Genomic DNA, 14,558 nt, shown 5'->3' with positions numbered 1-14,558 from the left:
GTCTTGATACGAATATCAAGAATGTGAATGATCGTATTAAGGAAGTGTCTGAAAGTGTTGCACATGATTCCTTGTTATGGAGTGATGACGCTCATGCTTTTGTAGCGCGTCATGAAAAGAGCAAAGGCGAAAAAAGCAGAGCTGTAGCAACTCAAGAAAACAGCAAGATTACGTTTCTGCACGCTGGTGATATTACTGAAAGTTCAACAGATGCAGTCAATGGCTCACAGCTTTATTCCATGAATAAGACAGTTGCGACGTATTTCGGTGGAGGTGCTGGATATAACGACGCAGGTGAATGGACAGCCCCAAGCTTCAAGGTTACAACAGTCAAAGATGATGGCAATTCTGAGGATAAAAAGTATGATACTGTAGCTGAAGCTTTAGCGGGTGTTGGCACTTCCCTCACAAATGTAAAAAATGAGATTACCAATGAAATTGCCAATGTGAAAGGCGATAGCCTTGTCAAGAAAGATGCAAATACAAATTTTATTACTATTGGTAAGGAAGTAGAAGGCAGTGAAATCAATATCGCCAATAAGGACCAAGGGGATAGAACGCTTTCCGGTGTGAAAACAGCAACGAAGGACAATGAAGCAGTTAACAAAGGCCAGCTTGATAAAAGTTTAGAAAAGCTTTCTAATAGTCTTCAGTCTGATGAATCAGCCGTTGTTCATTATGATAAAAAAGCTGGAGAAACTGGCGGTATTAATTATGAGAGCATAACTTTAGGAAAAGGCAAGAATGCTGCCTCGGTTGCACTTCACAATGTTGCCAATGGTGAGATTGCTAAGGGTTCAGGTGATGCGATCACGGGTGATCAAATTAATACAATCTCTCAGAATATTGCAGAATTTTTAGGGGGTGATGCATCATTTGAGAATGGCACTTTTAAAAAACCGATTTATAATTTATCCAGTATTACTAAAGATGGAGTGAGTTCACCGACTGCCTTTACTAATGTTGGTTTAGCCTTTGAAGGACTTGATAAGAATATCAAGACTGTGAATGATCGTATTAAGGAAGTCTCAGAGGGCGTTGCGCATGATTCCTTATTGTGGAATGATGAAGCCAATGCCTTTGTAGCGCGTCATGAAAAGAAGCAAGAAGAAAAAGGTAGAGCTGTAGCAACTCAAGAAAACAGCAAGATTACGTTTCTGCACGCTGGTGATGTTTCTAAGGATTCGACAGACGCTATTACAGGTGGTCAGCTTTATTCAATGGGCGGTGAAATTTTAAAGTATTTTGGCAGTGGAGCTAAGTACGAGAATGGTCAATGGACAGAACCCAGTTTCAAAGTTGCACAATTTGGTGCTAATGGCACAAAAGGTGAAGAGAAGACTTATCATAATGTAGCGGAAGCCTTTGAAGGAGTTAATAGCACTTTCACGACTCTTAATGGTGAGATTGGGGATGTAAGAGATAGTATCCTTGTTAAGCAAGCAACAGAAATTACTTTATCGCGTAGTCTGCGTGATGGAGGAGCAGGTCTTATCACGATTGGTAAAGGAACTGGTGGTAGCGAAATCAGTATCTTGAACAAAGATAATGGAGGGCGAAAACTTTCCGGTCTCATGGGTGGGGATCTCGGTGAAAATTCAAATGAAGCTGTCAATGGTGGTCAGATTCATACCCTAGGGAGCAGTGTTGCATCTTATCTAGGTGGCGATGCTGCATTTACAGAGGGTGTTTTTAAAGCTCCGACTTATAACATCTCTAATGTTTCTGATGATGGTACGGTAACGACTAAATCACATAACGATGTTGGTTCAGCCTTTTCTGATCTTGATACGAGTGTCAAGAATGTGAATACTCATCTAACGAATGAGGTCAAAAAGTTTGATGAAAAACTAACGAATATTACGCAAGAAGTCCAAGGCGATGCTTTGTTGTGGAGCAAAACCGATAAAGCCTTTGTAGCACAGCATGGATCAGGAGATACGAAAGTTAATAGTAAGATTAAGTATCTTGCCAATGGTACCATTGCAGCAAATTCAACGGATGCGGTCAATGGTTCGCAACTTTTTGAGACAAATAAGGCTGTTGCAACCTATTTAGGCGGTGGTGCTGGTTATAAAGATGGCGCATGGACAACACCAAACTTCAAGGTTTCGACTGTTAATTCTGATGGGAGTGCTGCTGAAGAGAAGAGCTATGAGAATGTAGCGGATGCGCTTGCTAGTGTAGGAAGTTCTTTGACGAATGTTCATAAAGAGATAAAGAATGAGATTAACCAAGTAGTGGGTGATAGTCTTGTTAAGCAAGATGCTGATACACATGTTATAACGATTGGTGGTGAAAAGAGCGGTACTAAAGTTACGCTTGCGAATACTGATGGTGCAGCACGGACCTTGTCTGGTATAAAGGAAGCAGCAAAGAATGATGAAGCGGTTAACAAAGGCCAGCTTGATCAAGAAATAGAAGATGTACGTTCAGTAGCGGTTTTTTATGATGAAGAAGTAGAGCCAAAAGATGTCAATCCCCTTCTCAGATCAGCGCGTAAAGTTAATAAAAATAGTGTGACTTTTGGAGATCCTAGCACGGGCACTGTTGCATTGCACAATGTTGGGAAAGGTAAAGTTGCAGAAAGCTCAACCGATGCCATCAATGGCTCTCAGCTTTTTGAGACCAATAAGAATGTTGCTAGCTATTTAGGTGGAGGTGCACGGTATGAGAGTGGCAAATGGGCAGATCCTAATTTCAAGGTTAAGCAAATTGGTTCTGATGGCAATATTACTGAGGAGTCATATAAGAATGTAGCGGATGCTTTTGAAAGTGTAGGTTCTTCTTTCAAGAGTATTCATGATGAGATTAGCACTATGATAAGTGATAGCTTTGTTAAGCAGGATGATACAGGTCTTATTACTATTGGTAAAGAAGTAGCCGGTGGTGAAATCAATATAGCCAATAAAGATGGTGGAGAACGGACACTTTCTGGTGTAAAGACAGCGCAGAATGATAACGAAGCTGTTAACAAAGGTCAGCTTGATCAAAGTTTGAAGGATCTTTCCAATAGTCTTCAGTCTGATGCATCAGCGGTTGTTCATTACGATAAAACAGGTGATGAAACTGATTATACGAGTGTAACTTTGGGGAAAGGTAAAGAAGCAAAAGCTGTTGCACTTCACAATGTTGCCAATGGTGAGATTGCCAAGGATTCACGTGATGCGGTCAATGGTGGGCAAATTAATACAATTTCTGGAGATATTGCGAAGTTTTTGGGTGGTGGTACAACCTTTACAGATGGTGTTTTCACGGGTCCAACCTATAAATTATCTAAGGTTTCTAAAGATGGTAAGGAAGAAGAGGCTGAATTTGAAAATGTTGGTATAGCTTTTGAGGGGCTTGATACGAGTATCAAGAATGTGAATCAGCGGATCAAGGAAGTTTCTCAAGGCGTTGCACAGGATTCGTTGTCTTGGAGCAAGGATGAGGATGCTTTTAGCGCGCAGCATGGAACAGGGGATACGAAAGCAAATAGCAAGATCACATCACTTGCCAATGGTACCATTTCTGAAACTTCCACGGATGCAGTTAATGGTTCTCAGCTTTTTGAGATCAATAAGAGTGTTGCGACTTATTTAGGTGGTGGGGCTGAATATAAGGAAGGTCAATGGACGGCTCCTCAGTTCAAGGTTAAAGCCATTAAGGAAAATGGTGATAAAGAAGATAAAACGTATCAGAATGTAGCGAGTGCTTTTGAAGGTGTAGGTACATCTTTCGAAAATGTTAACACAGCGATTAGCAATGTAAAAAATGAGATTGCAAATGTGAAGGGCGACAGTCTAGTAAAGTGGGATGAAGAGCAACAAGTAGTCAAGATTGGAGCAGAAAAAGGTGGTAATACAATCACAATTTCTGATCAGGATAGTAAAGATAGAATCCTTTCAGGAGTTAAGGATGCAGAGCGTAGAAATGAAGCAGTTAACAAAGGTCAGCTTGATGATAATGTGACTAAACTTTCTGGGGAAATAGCAGATGTTCGTTCATTAGCAGTTTTCTATGATGAAGAAGCAGATTCAGATGAAGTTAATACTCTTTCCAGGTCATTACGTAAGGTTAATAAGAATAGTGTTACTTTTGGGGATCCAAACACCGGCACTGTTGCTTTGCATAATGTTGGCAATGGTTCCATTTCTTCAGAATCCCATGATGCGGTTAATGGTTCTCAGCTTTATTTACTGGGTACTGGGGTTGCTACGTCTTTAGGTGGTGAAGCTAGCTATGAGAATGGCGCATGGACAGCTCCTACATTCAAGGTTACAACTGTTAAAGATGATGGCAAAGAAGAAGAGAAAACTTATCAGAATGTAGCGAGTGCTTTTGAAGGTGTTGGTACATCTTTTACGAACATCAAAAAAGATATTACCAACCAGATTAATCATCTTCAGTCTGATGATTCAGTGGTTGTTCATTATGATAAGAAGGACAAGGGTGAAATAGATTATACGAATGTTACTTTAGGAAAAGGAAAGGGTTCTACCGCCGTTGGTCTTCATAATGTTGCCGATGGTAGTATTTCTAAGGATTCACATGATGCGGTTACGGGTGGACAGCTTGATAGCATCACAAATGATTTATCAAAAGCTTTAGGTGGTAATGTATCCTTTGATGGCAAAAGTTTTAAACAACCACAGTATGATTTATCGACAGTTTCTAAAGACGGTCAGGTAGATGGCAAAACCTATAATGATGTTGGAACAGCTTTTTCTGGTCTTGATGACAATATTAAGAATGTGAATGCTCGCATTAAGGAAGTCTCAGAAGGTGTTGCGAAGGATTCTTTGAATTGGAGTAGTACTGAGGGTGCTTTTGTAGCGCAGCATGGAACAGGAGATACGAAAGCAAATAGCAAGATCACATCACTTGCCAATGGTATCATTTCTGAAACTTCTACGGATGCAGTTAATGGTTCTCAGCTTTTTGATAGCAATAAGACTGTTGCGACTTATTTAGGTGGTGGCGCTAAGTATGCAGATGGCCAATGGACGGCTCCTAAGTTCACAGTTAAGACAGTTAAAGAAGATGGCAGTGCCGTTGAAGAGCAGAGCTATGATGATGTAGCAAAAGCCTTCGCGAGTGTTGGTACATCTTTCACGAATATTCATAAAGAGCTTAAGAATGAGATTAGCCAAGTTGTGGGAGACAGTCTTGTTAAGCAGGATAAAGAGAGCAAGGTCATTAAGATAGGAGCAGAAAAAGGTGGTAACAGCATTAATATTGCCAATAGTGGCGATGCCCCACGGACTTTGACAGGCGTTAAATCAGGAGTTGTTTCGGAAGAATCGAGTGATGCGGTTAATGGATCTCAGCTTTATTCAATGAGTAATACACTTTCTAGTTATTTTGGCGGAGGTGCTAAATATGAGGATGGCAAATGGGTAGCTCCAAGTTTCAAGGTTAAAACAGTTAAGAAAGAAGGCGGTGCAGTTGAGGAGGAAAGCTATGAAGATGTAGTTTCAGCGTTTGCAGGGATTGGTACATCTTTTGAAAATCTTCATCAAGAGCTTAAGAATGAGATAAACCAAGTTGTGGGAGATAGCCTTGTTAAGCAGGATGATAAGACGCATGTTATTAGTGTAGGAGGCGAAAAGAGCGGTACGAAAGTTACGTTAGCAAATGTTGATAATGCTGCGCGGACCCTTTTAGGAGTGAAGAGCGGAGAGCTTTCAGAGACATCGACAGAAGCGGTAAATGGTTCTCAGCTTTTTGCGACCAATCAAAATGTCAGTACCGTATCTAACAATCTGCAAACAGCAGCTACGAATATAGCTAAGTCCTTTGGTGGTGGCGCTAAGTATGAAGAAGGGCAATGGACAGCGCCAAGCTTTATGCTGAAAGCTTTCAGTGCGGATGGTAAAGAAGGTGAAAACAAGACATATAATGATGTTGGTTTAGCCTTTGCAGGAATAGATACAAATTTCACAAATGTTAACAAGCATCTGACGAATGTTGTTGAAGATTTTAATAAAAAAATCGACGACATTACCAAAGAAGTTAAAGGGGATTCTTTGCTATGGAGTAATGCTGATGGTGCCTTTAGTGCGCAACATGGAGCAGAAACCAAAACGAATAGCAAAATTAAATTTCTTGCTGCTGGCGATGTTACGAAAGACTCGACAGAAGCTATTAATGGTTCCCAGGTTTATTCTTTAAGTGATAAATTTGCTAAGTATTTAGATGTTAGTGCTGGTTATGATGCAAAAGGCGAATGGAAAGATCCAAGCTTTAAGATTACAACGATTAAAAAGGATGGAGAAGAAGAAGAAAAGACTTATCCGAGTGTAGCAGATGCTTTTGAAGGTGTTGGTACATCTTTTACGAACATCAAAAAAGATATTACCAACCAGATTAATCATCTTCAGTCCGATGATTCAGCAGTTGTTCATTATGATAAAACAGATGGTGAAAATAGTGCTGTTGATTATGCGAGTATAACTTTAGGTGGTAAAGATAAAACCCTCACGGCTCTTCACAATGTTGCCGATGGTAGTATTTCTAAGGACTCACATGATGCGGTTACTGGTGGTCAGATTAACACCATCTCTCAAGATGTTGCAAAGTTTTTAGGAGGTGAAGCATCCTTTAAAGATGGTGGTCTTACACAGCCAACCTATAAATTATCTGATGTTACTAAAGAAGGTCAGGTTACGGATAAGTCCTTTACTGATGTTGGTACGGCGTTTAGCGGTCTTGATGCGAATATCAAGAATGTGAATGATCGTATTAAGGAAGTCTCAGAAGGCGTTGCGAAGGATTCTTTAAATTGGAGTAGTACTGAGGGTGCGTTTGTAGCGCAGCATGAAACAGGGGATACGAAAGCAAATAGTAAGATTAAATTTCTTGCTGCCGGCGATGTTACGAAAGACTCGACAGAAGCTATTAATGGTTCCCAGGTTTATTCTTTAAGTGATAAATTTGCTAAGTATTTAGATGTTAGTGCTGGTTATAATGCGAAAGGAGAATGGAAAGCACCAAGCTTCAAGGTTAATGCTGTTAAAGATGATGGCGTTACCATTGAAGAGAAGCAGTATGATACAGTAGCAGAAGCTTTGTCTGATGTTGGTAATTCATTCACGAATATTAAAAAAGATATTACGAATGTTGTCAGTGATAGTCTAGTAAAGTGGGATGAAGAGAAACAAGTAGTCAAGATTGGAGCAGAAAAAGGTGGTAATACAATCACAATTTCTGATCAGGATAGTAAAGATAGAATCCTTTCAGGAGTTAAGGATGCAGAGCATAGCAATGAAGCAGTTAACAAAGGTCAGCTTGATGATAATGTGACTAAACTTTCTGGGGAAATAGCAGATGTTCGTTCATTAGCAGTTTTCTATGATGAAGAAGCAGATTCAGATGAAGTTAATACTCTTTCCAGGTCATTACGTAAGGTTAATAAGAATAGTGTTACTTTTGGGGATCCAAACACCGGCACTGTTGCTTTGCATAATGTTGGGAAAGGTAAAGTTGCAGAAAACTCAGCCGATGCCATCAATGGTTCTCAGCTTTTTGAGACAAATAATAAGTTTTCTACTTACTTAGGTGGTGGCGCTGGTTATAAAGATGGCGTATGGAGTGAACCATCTTTTACAGTAAAAACTGTTAAAGATGATGGCAAAGAAGAAGAGAAAACTTATCAGAATGTAGCAGATGCTTTTGAAGGTGTTGGTACATCTTTTACGAACATCAAAAAAGATATTACCAACCAGATTAATCATCTTCAGTCTGATGATTCAGCGGTTGTTCATTATGATAAAACAGATGGTGAAAATAGTGCTGTTGATTATGGGAGTATAACTTTAGGTGGTAAAGATAAAACCCACACGGCTCTTCACAATGTTGCCGATGGTAGTATTTCTGAAAAATCGCATGATGCGGTTACTGGTGGTCAGATTTATAACATTGGTGGAGATATAGCAAAATTCTTAGGTGGCGGAGCCTCCTTTAACAATGGAGCCTTTACAGGACCAACCTATCAATTATCTCAGGTTGATACTAATGGTAAGGTAGAGACGACAGAATTTAAAGATGTTGGAAGTGCGTTTGCAGGAATTGATACAAATGTTAAGAATGTGAATAATAATTTGACGAATAAGTTTAACGAACTTACTCAAAATATCACGAATATTACTCAAGAGGTTCAAGGAGATGCTTTGTTATGGAACAAGGAAGAAGAGGCCTTTGTAGCCCAACATGGAGATAAGAAAAGCCACAGTAGGATTACGTCCCTTGCCAAAGGTCACCTTTCGGAAGGATCGAGCGATGCCGTCAATGGCTCTCAGCTTTTTGAGACCAATGATAAGGTTTCGACCTATTTAGGTGGTGGGGCTGAATATAAGGAAGGTCAATGGACTGCTCCACAGTTCAAGGTTTCGACAGTTAATTCTGATGGGAGTGCTGCTGAAGAGAAGAGCTATGAGAATGTAGCGGATGCGCTTGCTAGTGTAGGAAGTTCTTTGACGAATGTTCATAAAGAGATAAAGAATGAGATTAACCAAGTAGTGAGTGATAGTCTTGTTAAGCAGAATGAAGAGACGCATGTTATTAGTATAGGTGGAGAAAAGAGTGGTACTGAAGTTACGCTTGCGAATACTGATGGAGTATCCCGTAGCTTGTCTGGTGTGAGGGCAGGAACACTTTCTGCAACATCGACAGAAGCGGTGAATGGCTCGCAACTTTATTCCTTGAATGAGACGCTTGCGACTTATTTTGGTGGTGGTGCTCAATATAAGGATGGTCAATGGGTAGCTCCCAGTTTCAAAGTTAAGGCCGTTAAGAAAGAAGGAGGTTCTATTGAGGAGGAAAAGTATGATGATGTAGCGGCAGCCTTTGCGGGAGTAGGTACGTCTTTTGAGAACCTTCATCAAGAGCTTAAGAATGAGATTAAGCAAGTTGTAGGAGACAGCCTTGTTAAGCAGGATGATAAGACGCATGTTATTAGTGTAGGAGGAGAAAAGAGCGGTACGAAAGTTACGTTAGCAAATGTTGATAATGCTGCGCGGACCCTTTTAGGAGTGAAGGGCGGAGAGCTTTCAGAGACATCGACAGAAGCGGTAAATGGTTCTCAGCTTTTTGCGACCAATCAAAATGTCAGTACCGTATCTAACAATCTGCAAACAGCAGCTACGAATATAGCTAAGTCCTTTGGTGGTGGAGCGAGTTATGAAAATGGCACATGGACAGCCCCAAGTTTTAAGGTTAAAACCATCAAGGATGATGGGGGTTCTGGAGAAGAGGATTATGCGAGTGTAGCGGAAGCGTTTGCTGGAGTTGGAAATTCTTTCACGAATATTAAAAATGAGCTTAAGAATGAGATAAGCCAAGTAGTGAGTGATAGTCTTGTTAAGTTTGATGACAAGAGCAGGGTTATCAAGATAGGATCAGAGAAAGACGGAACAGAAATCACGTTTTCCAATAGTGAAGGTATGGCCCGTAGCTTGTCTGGTGTGAAGGCAGGAACACTTTCTGCAACATCGACAGAAGCGGTGAATGGCTCGCAACTTTATTCCTTGAATGAGACGCTTGCGACTTATTTTGGTGGCGGTGCTAGTTATAAAGATGGTCAATGGGTAGCTCCCAGTTTCAAAGTTAAGACCGTTAAGAAAGAAGGAGGTTCTGTTGAGGAGGAAAAGTATGATGATGTAGCGGCAGCCTTTGCGGGAGTAGGTACGTCTTTTGAGAACCTTCATCAAGAGCTTAAGAATGAGATAAACCAAGTTGTGGGAGATAGCCTTGTTAAGCAGGATGATAAGACGCATGTTATTAGTGTAGGAGGAGAAAAGAGCGGTACTGAAGTTACGTTAGCAAATGTTGATGGAGCAGCACGGACTCTGTCCGGGGTAAAAGCCGGTTTGCTCTCAGACGGCTCAATGGAAGCGATTAATGGTTCTCAGCTTTATTCGATGAGCAATACGTTAGCGGGATATTTTGGAGGAGGCGCTGGTTATAAGGATGGCGGCTGGATATCACCAGAGTTTAAGGTAGCGCGTTTCAAGAGTGACGGTAGTTCTGATGATGACAAAAGCTATCATGATGTAGCGAGTGCGTTTGAAGGTATTAATGGAAGCATGTCTACGATCAATGATCGTATAAAAGAAGTTGAAAAAGATGTCTCTTCGAATGGTCTGAATTGGAATAAAGAGATTGGAGCTTATGATGGGAAACATAATGGTGCGTCGAGTAAGATTAGCAATGTATCTGATGGCCTTATAGAAGAAGGTTCACAAGATGTTGTGAATGGAGGACAGCTTTGGCAGACGAATGATAGGGTTAGCAAGGTTGAAAGTAAGGTAGATAGTATTGACCAGCAAGTAAAAGATATTGCGACTTCAACGGATGGAGCAGTTAAGTATGATAAAGATAAAGAAGGTCATAAGACGAATAAGATCACGTTAGTTGGAGGCAATGAGAGTGATCCAGTATTGATAGACAATGTAGCCGATGGAAAGATTGAAAAAGGTTCGAAAGAGGCCGTCAATGGAGGTCAGTTGCATGATTATACGGATCAGCAGATGAAGATAGTCCTTGAAGATGCAAAGAAGTATACGGATGAGCACATCAATGATATAGCCAACAATAGTGTTAGTGAGTCCAAAGCTTATACAGATATGAAGTTTGAGACGTTAAATTATGCCATTGAGGATGTCCGCAAGGAGGCAAGACAAGCTGCTGCTATTGGCTTGGCAGTATCGAATTTAAGCTATGACGATACACCAGGAAAATTAAGTTTTTCATTTGGTAGTGGTTTATGGCGCAGTCAATCCGCATTTGCTATTGGGGCTGGTTATATGTCTGAAAATGGAAGATTTCGCTCTAACATATCTGCAACAAGTGCTGGGGGGCATTGGGGGGTAGGTGCTGGATTTAGGATAACACTGAATTAACAATAGAGAATCCAAAATAAATTTTCCTTCTCTTATTAAATGCGTCATATGTGGTATTTTAAGAGAAGGAAAGTTATTTTCGTCATAAATGAATAGCAATAGAAGATAAGGGTGTATTTCGAGTAAAAATGTATTTTTTATTGTGAAATTTTATATGAAAAAATCGTTTATCATCTCCAAAAGGAATTATTTGAATAATCGATATTTCTTTTTAAGAGAGTTTTTTCCTTATAAGAGAAATATATATTACAATAATATTATTAATGAATGCGCATTATTTTCTTATGACAAGATAGGGGGGATTATTTTGCAATAATTCTACTTCTGATAAGATTGTTATTGGATTGTATAATGACATAAAAGGTGATCAATTACATAACAGTGCGCAGCAGATTAAGATAGTTTTTGGTGATGCGAAAAAATATACAAATAAATGTTTTGCTGAATCCATAGGATAATGCGATGAGTAATGGTGTTAATGATGTAAAATTTTACACGGATACAAAATTTGAAGCATTAAGATATGATATTAGGACAGCTCAGAAAGAAGCAGGATAAGCAGCGGCTGTTGGTTTAGCGTATCTAACTTACGGTACTTCGACGAACCAGGGTCTTTGAGTGTCTCATTTGGTAGCGGCGCATGGCGTGGACAATCCGTATTTGCTATTGGAGCTGGCTATACATCTGAAAACGGAAAAATTCGCTCTAATCTCTCTGCCACGAGCGCTGGTGGTCATTGGGGAATAGGTGGTGCAATCACTCTGAAAATAAAATAATACGAACAACGAAAACTGAACAAAATAATCACCCTCATTTATTGAAATGAGGGTGATTTTTTTTACAGACGCACAGTATTTAACTAGAGATAATATTTGATGACGCTATAAACTTTGAGATTTTATAGAAAATCTTTATATGCGTTTATTGCAAAAATATCACAATAGAATCCATATTGCTAAAAAGTCATATTTTTATGTTGCTATTTTCTTGAACAGTCTATAATAGTACAGAAATGTATATTAGTAAGACTCATTTTGATAAAATAACTTTCAAAGGGGGGATAAGCAGTGCGTAAAGATAAAAAGAATATCACAAAATCGCGCATATATCATTACATGATATTTTGAAAAGAGAAAACCTAACTAATAAGCCAATCATCCAAGGGAAACCATATCTCGAACATATAAAAATATTTTTTTTACTTTACTTGTTATTAAAAAAAATGCTTTTTAATAAAACTAAAGTCTATAATTAGGAAAATACATAACAAAACCTTTGTAAAACGATTTTATAGTAACAACTACCAAGTAAAAAGTAATATCAAATATGAAAAACCTTTTTAGTTAGTAAAAAACAGCACATTAAAACCCTTAGAATCTAAATGTGTCATATTTATGTCCGAAAAGCACAACCAAAAAAATATTTAGATCTCATTATAGAAAGCACAAACAAAACAAGATTAAAGACTCAAAATGTTCATGCTCTAAGCAATGATTCTCTAACTTCAAATTCAAGAGAAATCAATAATGCTGAAATGTGTCTTTTTTATGTTTTGGAGGTGTTTTTAGGTTTTTTCATTGGAGAGTTTGTTATGAAAAAATTATATGCCCCACAAGCAACGAGTGAATTAAAGCGTTCTCGTTTTTCTTTTGTTAAAATTCTTTCGTTGGCTACAGCGGCTACATTTTTATCGAGTGTTGCTTCTGTTTTTTCAGCAAATTCTGATTTTAGAAACGTATTTCTCGAAGGTGTTAACAGTGCTGGTATCTCTTATCCACAAAGCATTGTCTCTGTTGCTGGTTTGAATGCTTCTTCTGTTTCAAAAGAGGATTATTTAACAGTACTCAATAAAGCAGGAGCAGAAAAGGTTAAAACTTCTAGTGACTATGCAAATTTTTTAACTAGAACTCTGTCTGGTAAGAATGATGAGAGCTCTATAATAAATGTTTTGGTAGAAGACAGCGATTCTGCGCAAAGATATGTGCAAGATATATTAAAAGTTGGGAATGCTGCACTGTTAAAAGCGCCAAAAACATTTGTAAAAGGAGATTTTAATAGGGAAGAGGAATCTTCTGATGTTTTTGCACCAGCGTTTGACTACACCATAACAAAACGATTGATTCCTATTAATGAAATGCTGCGAGAGACAAGAGCTAATCAAGGTGTTATGCTGGGAGAGAACGCAAAAGCAACTGAATATTCGAGTATTGCAATAGGCAGAGAAGACCCCGAATGTAAAAATATAGAAGGTAAGCTTGGTTGCACCGCAGCGCGAGCCTTAGCTGAGAGAGCTATAGCTATAGGTTTAGCATCTGTCGCTCAGAATTTTCAAGGAATTGCTATTGGTGCTGTTGCAAACGCAAGCGCTGATAATGCTGTTGTCCTAGGTGCTTTTGCATCTGGACAGGGGAAAGGCAGTACTGCTTTAGGGCATTCCTCAAAAGCATTAGCAGAGGATAGTATTGCTTTAGGCCATATTGCAACCGCATCAGGAAAACAAGGTATTGCTATAGGTCTTTTGACAAAAGTATCAGGAGATCAAGGTATTGCAATTGGTAATGGCGCAAATGCATCAAAAGAGAAAGGTGTTGCTCTAGGTGCCAGCGCTTCTGCGAATGGGGATAGAAGTATTGCCCTTGGTGATTACGCAAAAGTATCAGGGGACATGAGTGTTGCTTTGGGTGCTGACGCAACGGCGTCAAAAAAAGATAGCATTGCTATAGGCCACAGGGCGCAAGCTTTGGGTGTAAATAGTATCGCAATAGGTAACTATAATGCGGGTGAAAGTATTACAAAAGCAGAGGGTGGTTTTGCAACAGTTGTGGGAGATTTTGCGACTGCTGGAAAAGATTATGCTACTGCTTTTGGTGCGGGTTCAGATGCATTAGGAACATATTCTGTTTCTATGGGATATAAAGCAAAAGCAGGAGCGGATAGCAGCGTTGCTATGGGTGTTTATGCAAGTGCATCAGGAGGGAGTGGTATTGCAATTGGTTCTTATGCAAATGTAACAGTTGAGGGTGGTGTTGCTATCGGGAACGACTCTGTGTCCGATAGGGCTGCTGGTGTTTTTGGGTATACATCTCTTCTGCAAGGGCCGGCTACAAACACCGAATCCCAATGGAAAAGTACGAGAGGCGCTGTGAGTGTTGGTAATCTTGATAAGAATATAACACGACAAATCACAGGTGTGGCAGCTGGTAGCAAACCTGTCGATGCAGTGAACCTTAGACAGTTGCAAGACTTAGAGGAAGTTGTAAGAAAACACGGCTGGAAACTGTCTGTTGGCGGTGAGAATGGCAAGACTGTTCTTATGGACAGCGATGTAGATTTTTCCACTGGAAGTGAAAATTTTAAAATTACCAAAGGTGATAAAGATAATAAGGTACAATTTGATCTGGCTAAAGACGTTACGTTAACAAGCTTAAAAGCAGGTACAAATACCTTAGATGCAACGGGTTTAGTGATTGAGAATGGTCCGAAAATAACAACGGGTGGTATTGATGCTGGTAGTAAGACAATAACAGGCATTAAAGAAGGTTCTCTCTCAGCAGAATCGACCGAAGCAGTAACTGGTTCCCAGCTTTTGGCAACAAATAATGAAATTGCTGATGTAAGAGACAGTATTCTTGTTAAGCAAGTAGCAGAGATGACTTTAGCGCGTAGTCTGCGTGA

General features: G+C 39.5%; 1 protein-coding gene and 3 pseudogenes. All 4 read left to right on the top strand.

What is annotated here, in order from left to right:
• Positions 1-23: 23 nt before the first annotated feature.
• Positions 24-9,548 (top strand): annotated as a pseudogene (locus PVV66_RS08420) (hypothetical protein); the annotation flags it as partial.
• A gap of 291 nt (positions 9,549-9,839) precedes the next feature.
• Positions 9,840-10,883: pseudogene (locus PVV66_RS09755) on the top strand (Vomp family autotransporter); the annotation flags it as partial.
• Between the two features lie 614 nt (positions 10,884-11,497).
• Positions 11,498-11,659, top strand: coding sequence for a YadA-like family protein (locus PVV66_RS08415; protein ID WP_404977249.1), 162 nt, complete (start codon positions 11,498-11,500; stop codon positions 11,657-11,659).
• Between the two features lie 815 nt (positions 11,660-12,474).
• Positions 12,475-14,558, top strand: a pseudogene (locus PVV66_RS08410) (hypothetical protein); the annotation flags it as partial.

It is taken from the genome of Bartonella sp. AU16XJBT, assembly GCF_028618665.1.
In the GTDB taxonomy this organism is placed as follows: domain Bacteria; phylum Pseudomonadota; class Alphaproteobacteria; order Rhizobiales; family Rhizobiaceae; genus Bartonella.
Note: the sequence above shows the minus strand (reverse complement) of the source record. Positions and strands in the feature narration are given on the sequence as shown.